Source organism: Wenyingzhuangia gracilariae (assembly GCF_056387575.1).
Window position 1 is genome coordinate 2,558,367 of the sequence record NZ_CM150748.1, and the last position, 17,815, is coordinate 2,576,181.

The window sequence follows — 17,815 nt, forward strand, 5'->3', positions numbered from 1 at the left end:
TAAACAATATTTTTAAAATATTAAGTGAACGTTTAAAATAAGCACTGTATGAAAAAAATTAAAGAAATAATTATAGCAGTTTTGATATTAATTTTAATAGGAGCTGTGTTCTATATTTCAAAAATTAACAAACAAAATAATGTTTACAAAGCAGACCTTTTAAAAGAAAAAGAAGCTTTGGAAAAAGATTTAGAACTAACAATTAAAGATTTAACAGCTAATCAGCAACAAAATATAGCTATTACCAAAGATTTTAATCAGGCTAATGATAAGTTAAAAGTGATTAGAACACAGTTAGAAAAATCTAAAAAGGAGGTAACTCAGTTAAAAAATAAACTGTCTTCATCCGAAGAAAATAGTTTTAAAGCCTTACAAACATTAAGAGCTGCTTTAGAAGGGGTAAAGGTTAATAACAAGCTTTTGTTTAAAAGTTTAGATTCTATAAAAACACTAAACGATAGTTTAATGGTGACTATTGCTGTTACCAAATCTGAATTGAATGCAGAAAAACTTCAAACTAAAGAATTGACCTTAAAATTATCGGATGCTACAAAAATTCAAATTTCTAAAGTAGAGGTATATGCTGTTGAAGAAAAAAAATCAGGAGAATTTAAGACTACAAGTAGATATAAAAAAGCCAACGGAATACAAGTTAAATACAATGTGTTAAACAATAAAGCTTTAAAAAATACAGAGTGCGATGTGTTTTATGTGTTAAAAAACTCAGACAATTTAATTGTAAAATCTAATGGAGAGTTTTTATACAATGGAGTAAATAAAAAGTTTACAGACGGAACACGTTTAGTTTTAAACGGAGAAACGATGCCGGTAAGTGATATTATATCTTTGCAAGACGTGTCTTTAGACAAAGGAATTTATACCTTAGAATTTTATAGCAACGATGGTTTGTTGGCTAAAGAATCTATTGAATTAAAAAATAGTTTTTTAGGAGTTTTTTAAATAAAACAAACAGTTTTTAGAACAGAACATTTATAATACAAAAAGCTTTTATATTTTTGCGCAATGGCAAAACAAGAAGATCAATTTAAAAAGGTTATTTCTCACGCAAAAGAATACGGATATGTATTCCAATCTAGTGAGATTTATGATGGGTTGAGTGCAGTATATGATTACGCACAAAACGGAGTAGAGTTAAAGAAAAACTTACGTGAGTACTGGTGGAAAGCCATGGTACAAATGCACGATAATATTGTAGGACTAGATGCTGCAATATTCATGCATCCAACCACTTGGAAAGCTTCTGGCCATGTAGATGCTTTTAACGATCCTTTAATAGATAATAAAGATTCTAAAAAAAGATACAGAGCCGACGTTTTAATAGAAGATTACGTTGCTAAGTACGATGATAAAATAGAAAAAGAAGTTAAAAAAGCAGAAAAACGTTTTGGTGATGCTTTTGATAAGGAACAATTTTTAGCTACCAATCCTCGTGTATTAGAATACAAAGAAAAAGGGGCAGCTATTTTGGCAAGAATGGGAAAATCTTTAGAAAATGAAGATTTGGCCGATGTAAAAGCTTTGATAGAAGAATTAGGAATTTCTTGTCCGTTGTCAGGTTCTAAAAACTGGACAGAAGTAAAACAATTCAACTTAATGTTTGGTACAAAATTAGGAGCTTCTGCAGAACATGCTACCGATTTGTATTTACGACCAGAAACAGCACAAGGTATTTTTGTGAACTTTTTAAACGTGCAAAAAACAGGAAGAATGAAAATTCCTTTTGGTATTGCACAAACAGGAAAAGCGTTCCGTAACGAAATTGTAGCTCGTCAGTTTATTTTCCGTCAGCGTGAATTTGAACAAATGGAAATGCAATTTTTTGTACGTCCTGGTACTCAAAAAGAATGGTATGAGGCTTGGAAAGAATCTCGTTTAAAATGGCATTTGTCTTTAGGTTTAGGAATGGATAATTACCGTTTCCATGACCATGATAAGTTGGCTCATTATGCCGATGCTGCTGCAGATATAGAGTTTAAATTCCCTTTTGGATTTAAAGAATTGGAAGGAATTCATTCAAGAACAGATTTTGATTTAAAAGCACATCAAGAATTTTCTGGAAAGAAAATTCAATATTACGACAATGAAATCAACGAAAGTTATACTCCTTACGTAGTAGAAACTTCTGTAGGATTAGATAGATTGTTTTTAGCAGTATTCTCTAACTCTTTAAAAGAAGAAGTTTTAGAAGACGGAAGTTCTAGAACTGTGTTGAGTTTGCCAGCAGTAGTAGCTCCAAACAAAGCTGCTATTTTACCATTGGTTAAAAAAGATGGGTTGCCAGAAATAGCCAAAGAAATTTTTGATTCGTTAAAGTTTGATTTTAATGTTACTTACGATGAAAAAGATGCCATTGGTAAACGTTACCGTAGACAAGATGCAAATGGAACTCCATTCTGTATTGCTGTAGATTACGAAACGAAAGATGACAATATGGTAACCATTCGTCATAGAGATACCATGGAACAAAAACGTGTAGCTATTGCCGATTTAAAATCGATAATAGATGCAGAAGTAAACATGGGAGTTTGGTTAAATAAAGCCAAATAATCGTAAGAATTACACATAAAAAAAGGTGAGCATTTTAGAGTGCCCCCAAAATGTTAGACACAATTTGGGGGTATTTTTATGTCTAGAAAAGTAAAATACACATTAGGCTTTAAACAAGAATGTGTAAGGTTGGTTCTTAAAGGAGAACACTCTATAACTAGTTTGAGTAAAGAGCTAGGTTTTGATAGTTCTCTTCTTTCTCTTTGGTGTAGGCAATATGAACACAAAGGAGTTCAAGGTTTGTTACCAAAGATAAATAAACAATATACATCATCATTTAAACTTGATGTTTTACAACGAATAGAAAAAGAACATCTTTCGTTAGAGCAAGCATGTATTCTATTTGATATTGGAAGTGGTGCTAGTATTATTAATTGGCAAAGAAGATATAAATCCTTAGGTTTGAAAGGTCTTAAAAATCAACCTAAAGGAAGACCTATCGGAATGAAACCCAAGTCTAGAAAAAATAAATCTATACCATTAACTAGAGAAGAAAAACTTTTAAAAGAGAATCAATCTTTAAAAGCAGAACTTGATTTGCTAAAAAAGTTACAAGCCTTAGCTCAAGCCAGAGAGAAAAAGCAATAGTCATAAATGAGTTAAGGCATAAGCATGATTTGTCGGTATTGTTACATCATGCAAAGATGGCTAGAAGTAGTTTTTATTATCATTTACAAAAAAGTAAAGAGCCTGATAAATATGAATCTATAAAAAGGTTTATTACTCAAATCTACCATCAACACAAAGGTAGGTATGGTTATAGAAGAATCACTTTAGTACTAAACAACAGAGGGATTATCATCAATCATAAAACAGTATTAAGACTAATGAAGTCCATGGGGTTAAAATCTTTGATTAGAGTTAAAAAGTATCGTTCTTACAGAGGAAGTCAAGGTAAAATAGTTCCCAATATACTTAAACGGAATTTTAAGGCTTCTAAAACCAATCAAAAATGGGCTACAGATATTACAGAGTTTAAAGTTAAAGGTCAAAAACTTTATTTGTCTCCAATTATTGATTTATGTAGTAGAGAAATCATTAGTTATCAAATTTCTAGGAGTCCTAATTTTAGACAAATAACTCAAATGCTGGGGAAAGCTTTTAAAAAGTATAAAGCAGCAAATGTGTTATTACATTCGGATCAAGGATGGCAATATCAAATGGAAAAATATCAGAATATCTTAAAAAAGAACAAGATGATTCAAAGTATGTCTAGAAAAGGGAATTGTTTAGATAATGCTATTATTGAAAATTTCTTTGGAACTTTAAAATCTGAGCTGTTTTATCTAAAACAATGGAACTCGATTGAGCAATTAGAAAAGGAAATTAATGAATATATTTGCTATTATAATAATGATAGAATATCAGTAGCTTTAAATGGAATGAGCCCGATAAAATATCGAGCTCATATCAATAATTAATTTTTTAACTGTCCAACTTTTTGGGGGCTGTCCATGTTTAGCTCCTTTTTTATTTGTTATTCTTTAATTTCTGAATTTTTTTGTTGTTCTATATTAACGGTTAATTCATTTTTTTCTTTGTCAAGATTCATATGAATAATATCGCCATCATTTAAATTAGAATTTACTATTTCTTCAGCTAAAGCATCTTCTATATATTTTTGAATGGCTCTTTTTAAAGGTCTAGCACCGTATTTTTGATCGAATCCTTTTTCGGCGATGTAATCTTTAGCTTCATCACTTAAAACTAAAGTGTATCCTAAACCGCTAATGCGTTTTGTTAATTTAGACAATTCAATGTCAATAATTTTATGAATGTCTTCTCTTTCTAAAGCATTAAACAGAATAACATCATCAATTCTGTTTAAGAATTCAGGAGCAAAAGATTTTTTTAAGGCTCCTTCTATAACACTCTTAATGTGTTCATTGGCCTGAGCTTTTTTAGAAGCAGTTCCAAAACCAACACCTGCACCAAAATCTTTTACTTGTCGTGCTCCAATATTAGAAGTCATAATAATAATAGTATTTCTAAAATCAATTTTACGACCTAAACTATCAGTAACATAACCATCATCTAAGATTTGTAATAACATGTTAAAAACATCAGGGTGTGCTTTTTCAATTTCATCAAGCAATACAATTGAATATGGTTTTCTTCTAACTTTTTCTGTTAGTTGTCCTCCTTCTTCATAGCCTACATAACCAGGAGGTGCACCTACCAATCTAGAAATGGCAAACTTTTCCATGTATTCACTCATATCTATACGAATTAGCGCATCGTCAGAGTCAAACATTTCTGTGGCTAAAATTTTAGCCAATTGTGTTTTTCCAACACCTGTTTGTCCTAAGAAAATAAAAGAACCAATTGGTTTGTTAGGATCTTTTAATCCTACACGATTACGTTGTATGGCTTTAATAACTTTTGCAACCGCTTCATCTTGTCCAATAACTTTTCCTTTAATGGTTTCTGGTAAGTCTTTTAGCTTGTTACTTTCTGCTTCTGCAACTCTGTTAACAGGAATTCCAGTCATCATAGAAACTACTTCGGCAACATTTTCTTCTGTTACAGTTTCTCTGTTTGCCTTAGAAGCTTCTTCCCATTGTTGTTGAGCAGATGCTAAGGCAGCTTCCATGTTTTTTTCATCATCACGTAACTTAGCTGCCTCTTCGTATTTTTGACCGTTAACTGCTTTTGTTTTATTTTCTCTAATGTTTTCTAATTCGGCCTCTAGTTTAATAATTTGTTTAGGTACTACAATGTTAGTAATGTGAATTCTAGATCCAGCTTCGTCTAAAGCATCAATAGCTTTGTCTGGTAAAAAACGATCGGTCATGTAACGATTTGTTAATTTTACACAAGCTACAATGGCATCATCTGTAAAGGTTACATTGTGATGATCTTCATATTTACCTTTAATGTTATGCAAAATTTGAATAGTTTCTTCTTCAGAAGTAGGTTCCACAATTACTTTTTGGAAACGTCTTTCTAAAGCCCCATCTTTTTCAATATTTTGACGATATTCATCTAAAGTGGTTGCACCAATACATTGAATTTCTCCTCTTGCTAGAGCGGGTTTTAACATGTTAGAGGCATCTAAAGATCCTGTAGCACCTCCAGCTCCAACAATGGTATGTATTTCATCAATAAATAAAATAATATCATCGTTTTTTTCTAGCTCATTCATTAAGGCTTTCATTCTTTCTTCAAACTGACCTCTGTATTTTGTGCCAGCAACTAAACTTGCTAAATCTAAAGAAACTACACGTTTGTTAAAAAGAATTCTAGATACTTTACGTTGTACAATTCTTAAAGCCAACCCCTCTGCTATGGCAGATTTACCAACACCAGGTTCTCCAATTAACATAGGGTTGTTTTTTTTACGTCTGCTTAGAATTTGAGAAACACGCTCAATTTCCTCATTTCGACCCACTACAGGATCTAATTTGTCCGTTTCGGCTAAAAAAGTCAAATCACGACCAAAATTATCTAAAACAGGAGTTTTAGATTTTTTGTTTTGATTGCTTTGTTGAGATTGACTTCTTTCAAAAGCACCAGAGTTTGCTCCAGAAAAATCTTGAGAACTTTCGTTTGTAGGTTGTTCAAAAGTATCTTCTAATTCATCATGTCCATCATCATCGCCTTGACTTAACTGTTTGTATAACGATTTAACATCGTTGTATGTAATGTGTAGTTTGTCCAAAATTTTAGTTATAGGGTCATTGTCATTTCGTAAAATACATAACAATAGAAGGGCTGTATCTACAGTGGTACTGTTGTAAAGTCTTGCTTCTAAGAATGTTGATTTTAAAGCTTTTTCAGCTTGTTTTGTTAGGTGAAGGTTTTTTCTTTCACCAGCTGGAATTGGTAAGCTAGAAATAGGGTGTAACGTTTCTATTTTTCGTTTTAAAAGCCCCAGGTTTACATCCAGTGCAATTAACATATCATTTGCTTTACTAGCTTGATTTCTAATAATACCTAGCAGTAAATGCTCTGTACCAATAAAGTCATGACCTAGTCTGATAGCCTCTTCCTTACTGAAACCAATCACATCTTTTACTTCTTGTGAGAAATTATCATCCATATGCTCTCTTTTTAAGATTAGGTTCTACGTAAATTTAGTAGATTTTTTTTATATAATTTACAAATAACCTGCCATTGTTAATGAAAGTCATTTTGTCTTGTTTTTAAAATATTGTTTATCAGTTTGTTAAATGGTGTTTGTGGTGTTAAAACAGTTTTTTATTTAAGTACATAGTCGTTTTTTTGTTAATAACTTATATTTAAATTAGGAAGCTGTAGCACTTGTAAAACCAATGAAAAGATGTAAATTGCTATGTTGATAATATAAAAATAACTTAAGAATAATATACATGATTGAAGGAGAAAAGCTGATTCCAATTAATATAGAAGAGCAGATGAAATCTGCGTATATTGATTATTCAATGTCTGTAATTGTGTCACGTGCCTTGCCAGATGTTAGAGATGGATTAAAGCCTGTACACAGACGTGTACTTTTTGGTATGCATGAGTTGGGAATTAAATCAACTGGAGCTTATAAAAAATCTGCAAGAGTAGTAGGAGAGGTATTAGGAAAGTATCACCCACATGGAGATACATCAGTATATGACTCAATGGTACGTATGGCTCAAGATTGGAGTGTGCGTTATATGATGGTAGATGGACAAGGGAACTTTGGGTCTGTTGATGGTGATAGTCCGGCAGCAATGCGTTATACAGAGGTTCGTATGCAAAAGATATCTGAAGAAATGTTATCAGATATTGAAAAGGAAACTATAGATTACAAGTTAAACTTTGATGATACACTAAACGAACCAACAGTTTTACCTACACGTATTCCTAATTTATTAGTAAACGGAGCTTCTGGTATTGCTGTAGGTATGGCAACTAACATGGCACCTCACAATTTAACAGAGGTTATAAATGGAATAACAGCCTATATAGACAATAGAGATATTGATATTGATGGTTTGATGGAATATATTAAAGCACCTGATTTTCCTACTGGAGGAACTATATATGGTTACGAAGGAGTAAAAGATGCTTTCCATACAGGAAGAGGAAGAATTGTACTACGTGCTAAAGCTAGCTTTGAAGAAGTTAAAGGTAGAGATTGTATTGTAGTTACCGAAATTCCTTATTTGGTGAACAAAGCAGAAATGATTAAAAAAACTGCAGAGTTAGTTAATGATAAAAAATTAGAAGGAATTGCCAATATACGCGATGAATCTGACCGTAAAGGGATGAGAGTTGTATATGTATTAAAGAAAGATGCTATTCCAAATATTGTTTTAAACAAACTTTATAAATACACGTCTTTACAAACATCTTTTAGTGTAAACAACATTGCTTTGGTAAATGGTAAACCAGAAATGTTAAACTTAAAAGACTTAATTCATTATTTTGTTGAGCATAGACATGAGGTTGTAACTCGTAGAACAGAGTTTGATTTAAAGAAAGCGGAAGCAAGAGCTCATATTTTAGAAGGATTGATTATTGCATCTGACAACATAGATGAAGTAATTGCCATTATAAGAGGGTCTAAAAACGGAGATGAAGCTAGAGAAAAATTAATGGCTCGTTTTGAATTGACAGAAATTCAAGCAAAAGCTATTGTAGAAATGCGTTTACGTCAATTAACAGGATTGGAACAAGATAAATTGCGTTCTGAGTATGAGGAAATCATGTTGTTAATTACAGACTTAAAAGATATTTTGGCTAACGAGCCAAGAAGAATGGAAATTATAAAGAACGAATTGATTGCCATTAAAGAAAAATATGGTGACGAAAGACGTTCTATAATTGAGTACGGAGGTGGAGATATGAGAATTGAAGACATGATTCCAGACTCTAAAGTAGTAGTAACTATTTCTCACGCAGGATATGTAAAACGTACACCATTATCAGAATATAAAACACAGAATAGAGGTGGTAAAGGACAAAAAGGAGTTGCGACAAGAAATGAAGATTTCTTAGAACATTTATTTGTTGGAACCAACCACCAATACATGATGTTCTTTACACAAAAAGGAAAAGTATTTTGGATGCGTGTGTATGAAATTCCAGAAGGAACCAAAGTGTCTAAAGGTAGAGCGTTACAAAACTTAATCAATATAGAAAACGACGATAAAGTAAAAGCATTTTTAGTAACTCAAGACTTAAAAGACGAAGATTACATCAATAGTCATTATGTGATTATGGCTACTAAAAAAGGTCAGGTAAAAAAGACCTCTTTAGAGCAATACTCTAGACCTAGAACAAATGGAGTTCAAGCCATAACTATTAAAGAAGAAGATGAATTACTAGAAGCTAAATTAACCAACGGAAATAGTCAGGTAATGTTAGCGGTTAAATCTGGTAAAACCATTCGTTTTGAAGAAGAAAAAACTCGTCCAATGGGTAGAACAGCATCAGGAGTAAGAGGAATTACTCTTGCCGATGAGAACGATGAAGTTGTTGGGATGATTGCTGTAGACGATATGGAAAGCGATGTTCTTGTGGTTTCTGAAAAAGGATATGGAAAACGATCTAGTTTAGAAGATTACCGTATTACCAATAGAGGTGGTAAAGGAGTTAAGACTCTAAACATTTCTGAGAAAACGGGAGAGTTAGTAGCTATTAAAAACGTAACCAATGATGATGATTTAATGATTATCAATAAATCTGGAATTACGATTAGAATGGAAGTTGATCAACTACGTGTAATGGGTAGAGCAACACAAGGAGTTAAATTGATTAATATTAAAGATTCTGATTCTATTGCTGCTGTCGCTAAAGTAATGAAAGACGATGAAGAAGTAGATGTGGTAGAAGAAACTGGAGGAGTTGTTGATGGGGCTGATAATGAAACAACAGAGACTAATCAAGAATAAAAATAAAATCAGATGAAAAGAGTATGCAGCTTTACGCTAGTATTTTTAATTGCTTTTTCTGTATTAGGGCAGAAAAAAGAATTAAAAAAAATTGAAAAATTAATTAACTCAGGAAAGTTTAGCCAAGCTACGAATCAATTAAAAGCAATAGATTCTAAAGCGAAAGGAACAGAATATGAGTCTTATTTGTATTTTTTGTATGGAAAAAATGCATTTGGTAAAAACAACAAGAAAAATTTTCCCAATGCAGCTAAATTTTTTAATAAAGTTTTAGATACAGAGCTAGGATTAGAAAAAGCCAAATATTCAGACAAATCAATTAGTTATATTAAAATTATTAATGATTATTATTTCTCTACAATAGCAGATGCATTGTCTAAAAATAATTTTAATGCAGCTGCTAAAACGTATGAAATCTATTCTGAAATATATCCTGAAAGAAGAGATATTTTAACGTTGACTTTGTATAGTTATCAAAATGCAAAAAATAAAGATAAAGTAGTAGAGCTAACAGAAAAAATGTTAAAGTTAGACACTGCAAATATATCTTATAATGCTACGAATAAATATACCAAAAGAGAAAATGAGTTTTTTAAGAAGTCTGAAAGAGATAAAGCTATTCAGCAAAAAACTCATGAAAAACCAAAGGATGTTAAAATTGAATCTAAGGTTCGTGTAGACTATTATAATATATTGGTTAGAATATATGATAAAAAAGAGCAATACCAAAAAGCTTTAAGTTTATTAGAACAAGCAAAAAAGGAGTTTCCTAAAAATCCAAAATTTGTAGAGGATTATGCTACTGTTGTCGCAAAAACGGGAGATAAAAAAGCGTATTTAAAAGCTTTAGAAGCTTTGTTGGAGTTAAAACCAGAAAGTAGAGATTTGTTAATTAACTTAGGAATTGTTCATCAAGAACTAGGTAATAGAGAAGAATCTATAAAGGCATATGATAAGGCTATTGAGGTAGATCCTAATTATTCTGGTGCTTATATAAACAAAGCATTGGTTATTATGTCTGAAGAACAAGCTATTATTGATGAGTTAAATGAAAACCTTAGGAATAAAAAGAAACATGCAGAAATTAGTAAAAAATTAAATGATATGTATCTTAAAGCAATTCCTGCTTTTGAAAAAGCTTATGAGTTAAAACCATCAGAAGGTATAAAAGCAGCATTAATTAATTTGTATAATGCTACAGAGCAAAAAGACAAAGCAGCAGCTTTAAAATAAATTGTCTTTATAAAAATTCAAAGCCCAATCTTTTTGATTGGGCTTTTTTTTATGGCTTGTTTTTAAGTTTTGATGAGCTAATTCTTATTATACATACGGAGTGTTTTCTTTTTTAGATAAGTTTTTACTTAGGTATTTTTACGTAAAGTGTATAAAACTGTTTTATAGTAGTTTTTTTTATGTTTTGCGTAGGTTTAATCTATGTTTTAATCGCTTTTTAATAAAAAATTCATGGTTGTTTTTATTAAAATTATAGATTTGTATACGTAAGTAATTTAGGTATTTAAAAATTAATACTTAAGTATTTTAAATAATCAACACTTAACTATAAACTTATGAAAACGTTAAATTCATTATTAATCGGAATTGGGATTTTTACAACATCCGTGGCAATGGCAGGAACATCGCCTAAAATTAACTCAGCGGTCAGTTATCAAAATCCACCAAAAGAAACATTGATGGATACCATTAAAAAAGAAGAAGTATTTAAACCCTCTATACATGTGGGAGGTATTATTCACATGTTTGCAGGAGCTGAGCAAAAAGGATATGCTTTTGGAGGAAATCCAGCATTATCAGATGCCAGTGAATGGAGTTCTGATTTTACAGTCTATAGAGGTAGAGTTTTAATAGGAGCTCAATTGTCTAAAAAAGGTAATTTCTTTATGGAAACCGAATTGACAACATTTGTGAATGGAGCAAATAACGGAGGGAGTAAAAGCATTAGAGTAACTCCTATGATTTTAGATGCACAGTACGAGCATGTTTTTAGCGATCAGTTTTCTGTAATTGGTGGTTTGCAATTAGTGTCTCATAACAGAAATGGGTTGCAAGGTGCTGCTAGTTTAATGGCTAATGATTTTACGTATTATCAATATCCGTATAATTTACATCCAGACAGCCCACTTCAAAACAATTTAGGTCGTGATTTAGGGGTGAATTTTAGAGGTTTCTTGGTTAATGAAAAATTAGAATACCGTTTAGGATTCTTTTCTGGTAGAACGTCTTTTGCAGGAGCAGACGAATCTCCTATAAGAACCGTAGGTAGATTGGTATACAACGTGTTTGATAAAGACAAATCGTTCTATTATTCTGGAACCAACTTAGGAAATGGTAAAACATTATCTATTGGTGCAGGTGTAGATACGCAGGGAAGTTACACTGCAATTGGTGGAGATGTCTTTTTAGACATGCCTGCTGGAGATTTAGGATCTATTACTTTAAATGGTGCGTACTCTTATTTAACAGGAGGTAACGATTTAACAGATAAGTATACGTTTGCAGATATGATTCCTACACAAGGAACACAATATTTAGAATTAGGATACTACTTTAAAGACACAAAATTACAACCTTGGATTCGTTATGAAAAACAAGACATGAATTCAGAAGATCAGCAAACAGGAGGGGTTTCTACAAGTGATTTTGATAAATATAACACCACAACAGTTTTAGGAGGAGGATTAAACTACTGGTTTAATGGATACAATACCAACTTAAGATTGTCATACACATCTACCACCAAAACATTTCAAGACATCAACTTAAATGATCAAACAAAAACATACGGTCAACTTTGGTTGCAAGTACAATTATTTATTTTTTAACAAGAAAACTAAAATAACAATCATATGAAAAATTTAAAATTTAAAAAGAGAAATTTCTTAGCGCTAGCGGTATTTGCTGTAGCAATGCTATTTACAAGTTGTGGACCTAAAAAAGAAAAGAGTACAGAAAAAGCTGCTGAAACTAGTGAAACTATAAAAGTTGGAATTCTACACTCGTTAAGTGGAACCATGGCAATTTCAGAAGTGTCTTTAAAAGATGTAGTGTTAATGGCTATTGATGAAATTAACGAAGCAGGAGGGGTTTTAGGAAAAAAATTAGAACCTGTAATTGTAGATCCAGCATCAGACTGGGATTTGTTTGCAGAAAAAGCAAAAGAATTGTTAACCAAAGACAAGGTAGATGTAACTTTTGGATGTTGGACATCTGTATCGCGTAAATCTGTTTTACCTGTTTACGAAGAGTACAAAGGATTGTTATTTTACCCTGTACAGTACGAAGGACAAGAACAATCGCCAAACATTATTTATACAGGAGCAACACCAAATCAACAATTAATTCCTGCTGCAGAATATTTAATGAGCGAAGATGGAGGAAGCTATAAAAAATTCTATTTAATAGGTACCGATTATGTATTTCCTCGTACAGCAAACAAAATCTTAAAAAATTATTTATTAGCTCAAGGAGTTCCTGCTGAAAATATTATAGAAGAATACACTCCATTTCACCATCAAGATTACCAAACTATTGTTTCTAAAATTAAAAGATTTGCTTCTTCTGGAGATGCATGTGTGTTAAGTACAGTAAACGGAGATAGTAATGTTCCTTTTTACAAAGAATTTGCAAATCAAGGTTTGTCTGCAACTACTTGTCCAATTATGGCCTTTTCTGTAGCAGAAGATGAATTAAGAGCGATGGATACTGAGTTTTTAGTAGGACACTTAGCAGCGTGGAATTATTATGAATCTATTAAAACAGCAGAAAACTACAAGTTTGTAGAAAAGTTTAAAAATTACTGTGAAAAGAATGGCTTACCAGGAGGTAAAGATCGTGTTACAGATGATCCAATTCACTGGTCTTATGCGGGAGTGTATTTATACAAAGCAGCTATAGAAAAAGCACAAAGCACAGATGTAGAAAAAGTAATAGAAGCTTTAGGAGGTTTAAAATTAAACGTTCCTGGTGGAGAAGTACAAATGCATGAATCTAATCATCACTTATCTAAACCCGTGTTGATTGGTGAGATTAGAGCTGATGGTCAATTTGACATCATTTCTGAATCTAAAGGTTTGGTTGTTCCAGAGCCTTTTAGTCAGTACGCTAAGTAAATAAACAACTAAAAACCAATCGGTTTTTTATAAAATCGATTGGTTTTTCTTTTTTGGTGAATTATAACAGAAGAAATATGAAGAATAAAATTTCCATTTTTGTTGCATTTTTAATGGTTGCTATAGGATGGGCTCAAGAAGTTGAGTCTTACAGCATACCGTTAGATACATGTGTAAATGTTCTTTTACACAAAGATGCAACCCGATTAAAAGAAGTTGCTACTTGTTTAGTAACAAATGATGATATAGCTACCTACCCCTTAATTTCAGCTATTGTAGATAAAAGGTTGTTTGTCTACAAAGGAACTGCGGTTACAAAATTTCCTGGAGATACTTTGTATTATTCTGTTTATCCAAAATTGGAAACCATAAGTGTTCAAGAAGAAAAACTATCAGAAGTAAATTTTCCAAGAAACATTAGAACCAAATTTAATGTGCTAGCCAAAAAGGTAAACTTAGTACATCCTAATAAAAGTGTTCGAGAAATGTCGTTTAGAAGTTTTAAAACTACAGGTGTTTTAAGTGATGTTGATTTTTTAACCTCTCTTAAAATACATGAAGAAGATAAAGAAGTTTTACTGGCTGCAGATGAAGCTATTTATAGCATTTGGTTGCGTAGTAACAATGCAGCTTTGCAAAACAAAGTGCTAAGCGAGTTAGAAGAAAACATGAATGTGCATATGTTAGATCCTCTTTCGGATTATGTAGCATTAAAGGAAAACACAAATGTAGAAGGAAAAAAAAGAGCTGAAAAAATAATAGAAAATATTGAATCAAGAGAAAAAACAATCAATGTTATTCAGAATTTATTTAGCGGTATTAGTTTAGGTAGTATTTTATTATTGGTGGCTTTAGGACTTTCTATTATTTACGGATTAGGAGGAGTTATAAATATGAGTCACGGTGAATTTGTAATGATTGGAGCTTACACAGCTTTTAGTGTACAGCAATTTTTTATTGGGTTTTTGCCAGAGTCATGGTTCGATTGGTTTTTTTGGGTGTCTTTACCTATATCGTTTGTCGTTTCAGGATTATTTGGGCTTTTAGTAGAAAAACTAGTCATTCGTTATTTGTACAGTAGACCTCTTGAAAGTTTGTTAGGAACTTGGGGAGTTAGTTTGATTCTAATTCAGTTAGCTAGAACCATTTTTGGAGATGTTACAGCGGTTAAAAGTCCAGAAATTTTATCAGGAGGAATCAATGTAACTCAAGGTTTAATGTTGCCATACAACAGGTTGTTCATCATTGGACTAACATTAGTGATGGTATTGCTTACCTATTTTGTGTTTTTCAAATCAAAATTAGGATTAAAAATTAGAGCGGTAACTCAAAACAGAGACATGAGTGCAAGTTTGGGAGTTTCTGTAAAAAGAATAGATTCTTTAACCTTTTTCTTAGGTTCTGGTTTGGCAGGAGTTGCAGGTTGTGCTATGACTTTAATAGGAAACGTAGTACCTAACATGGGACAAACCTATATTGTAGATTCCTTTTTAGTAGTAGTTGTTGGAGGGGTTGGAAAATTAATAGGAACTATTATTTCTGCATTAGGATTAGGAGTGCTTTCTAAAGTTTTTGAATTCTTTTACGAAGCAGTGTATGGTAAAGTAATTTTATTGCTAATCATTTTCTTCTTCTTGCAATACAAACCCAAAGGACTGTTTCCTGATAAAGGAAGACATAGTGATGATTAATTTTTAAAAGGTAGAAAAATGTTTAAAAATAAAATATATATAATTTTTATACTGGTGTTTGCGCTGGTATTTCCAATAGGATATTTCACAGGTTTAATTCCAATTAACACACTAACACTTTGGGGACGATATTTTTGTTTAGCCATTGCCGCTTTAGGAGTTGATTTAATTTGGGGCTATACAGGAATTTTAAGTATGACTCAAGCTTTGTTTTTTTGTATGGGAGCATACGGAATGGGAATGTACATGACCTTAAGTAATTTGCCAGAAGGACAGGTTTTACCAAGCTTTATGGTTTGGAATCAAGTTACAGAATTACCTTTCTTTTGGGTGCCTTTCGATAATTTTTCATACGCTTTGGTCTTGTCAATTTTAGTTCCAGGAGTGTTTGCTGGAATCTTAGGCTACTTTGTTTTTAGAAAACGTATCAAAGGAGTTTATTTTGCCATTATTACTCAAGCTATTGCTTTGGCTATGTTTTTATTGTTTAGTAGAAACGAAACCATGTTAGGAGGAACCAATGGATTAACAGATTTTAAATTCTTTTTAGGTCTAGATTTAAGAGAGAACTCAGTAAAGTTTGGGTTGTATATCTTTAGTTTAATTTCTTTAGGATTGGTGTATTGGTATTGCCACGGTTTGGTCAATTCAAAATTTGGAAAAGCATTGGTTGCTATTAGAGATAGTGAATCTAGAATGCGTTTTACCAAATACAAAGTAACCCATTATAGTGTAGCTATTTTTATGATTGGTGCCATGATTGCTGCTGTAGGAGGAATGTTGTACATGCCACAAACAGGAATTATTACTCCGGGTAGAATGGACGTTCAAGCTTCTATAGAAATGATTATTTGGGTAGCATTAGGAGGTAGAGGTAAACTAAAAGGAGCTGTTGTTGGAGCCTTAGTTTTAAACCTAATGTACAGCGTGTTTACCACCGTATTGCCAAGTTCTTGGTTGTACATCTTAGGAGGACTGTTTGTAATTACAGTATTGTATTTGCCTAAAGGAATTGTTGGCTTGGTAGATCAAATGAAAGAGAAGTTGAACAGTATGTTTGTAAAAACTGCATAAAAAGGAAAAGCAATGTTAGAAGTAAAAGATTTAAAAGTATCCTTTGGTGGTTTGGTTGCCTTAAACCTAGATACTTTCTCTATAAGAAAAAACGAATTAAGAGTAATTATTGGTCCTAACGGTGCTGGTAAATCTACTTTTATGGATATAGTTTGTGGAAAAACAAAACCACAACAAGGAAGCGTAAAGTTTAAAGGATTGGAATTATTAGGTAGAAAAGAGGTAGAAATTGCCAAGTTGGGAGTGGGAAGAAAATTCCAAAAACCATCTATCTTTTCAGGATTAACCGTTTATGATAATTTGCTATTAGGATTAGATGGTCCCAAAGATGTATTTACGTCTTATTTTTACAAGCTAGCTTCTTATGATAAAGATAGAATTATGGAAGTGGCAGAAAAAGTAGGATTGGTGAATGATTTAACCATGATTGCCGGAAGTTTATCACATGGAAAAAAACAATGGTTAGAAATTGCCATTGTCATGTTGCAAGATTCTGAATTAATGTTGATTGATGAACCCGCAGCCGGAATGTCTGATGTAGAAGCAGAAAAAACTGGGAACTTATTGTGCGATTTAAGTAAAAAACACAGCGTAATTGTAATAGAGCACGACATGAAGTTTGTGGAACAAATTGCCATAGAAAAAGTAAGTGTTTTGGTACGTGGTCAAATGTTAACAGAAGGAACTTTTCAAGAAGTAAGAAACAATCAAGAGGTGATAGATTGTTATTTAGGTAGTGCAAATTCTGCACAACAAAAAGCACATTCATAAAAATGCAATCCATGGAAAACACAAAAGAAACAATATTGTCTTTACAAAACGTTGAGGTATCTTATGGAGAAAGCCAAGTTTTGTGGGGGGTAGATTTAGAAGTAAAAAAAGGAACGATTACAACCATTATGGGACGTAACGGAGTAGGAAAATCTACCACGTTAAAAACCGTAATGGGATTGTTGGGAGAGGCTAAGGGAAGTATTTCTTTTCAGGGAAATGACATCAATAAAAAACAAACTTATAAAAGAGTAAGAAACGGAATTGGATATGTTCCACAAGGAAGAGAAATTTTACCAAAACTAACCGTTTACGAAAATTTACAAATAGGTTTAGAAGGGAATTTAAACAAAAAAGCACAAATTCCAGAAGAAGAAATTTACACCATGTTCCCTATTTTAAAAGAATTTAGAAACCGTATGGGTGGAAATTTAAGTGGAGGACAACAACAGCAATTAGCCATTGCCAGAGCATTGTGCGGAGATCCTACTTTGTTGTTGTTAGATGAGCCAACCGAAGGAATTCAACCTTCTATTATTCAGGAAATTGGAGAAGTGTTAAAAATGTTGGTAAAAGACAAAGGGATGACCGTTTTGTTGGTAGAGCAAAAGTTTGATTTTGCGAAATACTTAACCGATTATTTTTATATTTTAGATAGAGGTAGAGTTATTAAAGAAGGAGCTTCTAAAGAAATAAATATGGATGAGTTAAGATCTTATCTATCAGTATAGTC

Annotated in this window: 13 protein-coding genes; 12 read left to right on the forward strand and 1 reads right to left on the reverse strand. The window is 32.2% G+C overall.

The annotated features are described in order from the left end of the window. Nucleotides 1-48 precede the first annotated feature (48 nt). From ACY2IJ_RS11165 to ACY2IJ_RS11180, 4 genes are all read left to right on the forward strand, one after another. Entirely contained in the window at nucleotides 49-960 is a 912-nt protein-coding gene (locus tag ACY2IJ_RS11165) for a hypothetical protein (RefSeq protein WP_476724449.1), read from the forward strand. Nucleotides 961-1,023: 63 nt separating this feature from the next. Then, on the forward strand, nucleotides 1,024-2,568 hold the full coding sequence (locus tag ACY2IJ_RS11170; protein WP_476724450.1) for a glycine--tRNA ligase: 1,545 nt from the start codon (nucleotides 1,024-1,026) through the stop codon (nucleotides 2,566-2,568). Nucleotides 2,569-2,646: 78 nt separating this feature from the next. Then, entirely contained in the window at nucleotides 2,647-3,156 is a 510-nt protein-coding gene (locus tag ACY2IJ_RS11175) for a transposase (RefSeq protein WP_476724451.1), read from the forward strand. 2 nt (nucleotides 3,157-3,158) lie between these two features. Beyond that, nucleotides 3,159-3,989 (forward strand): IS3 family transposase, encoded by an 831-nt coding sequence (locus ACY2IJ_RS11180; RefSeq protein WP_476726559.1) that lies wholly within the window; start codon nucleotides 3,159-3,161, stop codon nucleotides 3,987-3,989. 56 nt (nucleotides 3,990-4,045) lie between these two features. Here ACY2IJ_RS11180 and ACY2IJ_RS11185 read toward each other — a convergent pair whose 3' ends face one another. Continuing rightward, nucleotides 4,046-6,610, reverse strand: a complete 2,565-nt coding sequence (locus tag ACY2IJ_RS11185; protein ID WP_476724452.1) for an ATP-dependent Clp protease ATP-binding subunit — start codon at nucleotides 6,608-6,610, stop codon at nucleotides 4,046-4,048. A gap of 289 nt (nucleotides 6,611-6,899) precedes the next feature. Here ACY2IJ_RS11185 and gyrA point away from each other — a divergent pair, with 289 nt between their 5' ends. From gyrA to urtE, 8 genes are all read left to right on the forward strand, one after another. Continuing rightward, complete coding sequence (gyrA, locus tag ACY2IJ_RS11190; RefSeq protein WP_476724453.1) at nucleotides 6,900-9,419, forward strand: DNA gyrase subunit A; 2,520 nt, start codon at nucleotides 6,900-6,902, stop codon at nucleotides 9,417-9,419. 12 nt (nucleotides 9,420-9,431) lie between these two features. Further along, nucleotides 9,432-10,652 (forward strand): tetratricopeptide repeat protein, encoded by a 1,221-nt coding sequence (locus tag ACY2IJ_RS11195; protein WP_476724454.1) that lies wholly within the window; start codon nucleotides 9,432-9,434, stop codon nucleotides 10,650-10,652. Nucleotides 10,653-10,987: 335 nt separating this feature from the next. Continuing rightward, nucleotides 10,988-12,259 carry a hypothetical protein gene (locus ACY2IJ_RS11200; protein WP_476724455.1) on the forward strand — a complete coding sequence of 424 codons (1,272 nt, stop codon included), beginning with the start codon at nucleotides 10,988-10,990 and terminating at the stop codon, nucleotides 12,257-12,259. 24 nt (nucleotides 12,260-12,283) lie between these two features. Further along, a complete protein-coding gene (gene urtA, locus ACY2IJ_RS11205) occupies nucleotides 12,284-13,546 on the forward strand; it encodes an urea ABC transporter substrate-binding protein (RefSeq protein ID WP_476724456.1) in 1,263 nt (420 codons plus the stop codon). Nucleotides 13,547-13,623: 77 nt separating this feature from the next. Then, complete coding sequence (gene urtB / locus ACY2IJ_RS11210) at nucleotides 13,624-15,237, forward strand: urea ABC transporter permease subunit UrtB (protein ID WP_476724458.1); 1,614 nt, start codon at nucleotides 13,624-13,626, stop codon at nucleotides 15,235-15,237. A gap of 18 nt (nucleotides 15,238-15,255) precedes the next feature. Next, on the forward strand, nucleotides 15,256-16,311 hold the full coding sequence (gene urtC, locus ACY2IJ_RS11215; RefSeq protein ID WP_476724459.1) for an urea ABC transporter permease subunit UrtC: 1,056 nt from the start codon (nucleotides 15,256-15,258) through the stop codon (nucleotides 16,309-16,311). A 12-nt stretch (nucleotides 16,312-16,323) separates the two neighbouring features. Then, complete coding sequence (urtD, locus tag ACY2IJ_RS11220) at nucleotides 16,324-17,082, forward strand: urea ABC transporter ATP-binding protein UrtD (protein ID WP_476724460.1); 759 nt, start codon at nucleotides 16,324-16,326, stop codon at nucleotides 17,080-17,082. A gap of 11 nt (nucleotides 17,083-17,093) precedes the next feature. Next, complete coding sequence (urtE, locus tag ACY2IJ_RS11225) at nucleotides 17,094-17,813, forward strand: urea ABC transporter ATP-binding subunit UrtE (RefSeq protein ID WP_476724461.1); 720 nt, start codon at nucleotides 17,094-17,096, stop codon at nucleotides 17,811-17,813. The last annotated feature ends 2 nt before the right edge of the window (nucleotides 17,814-17,815 follow it).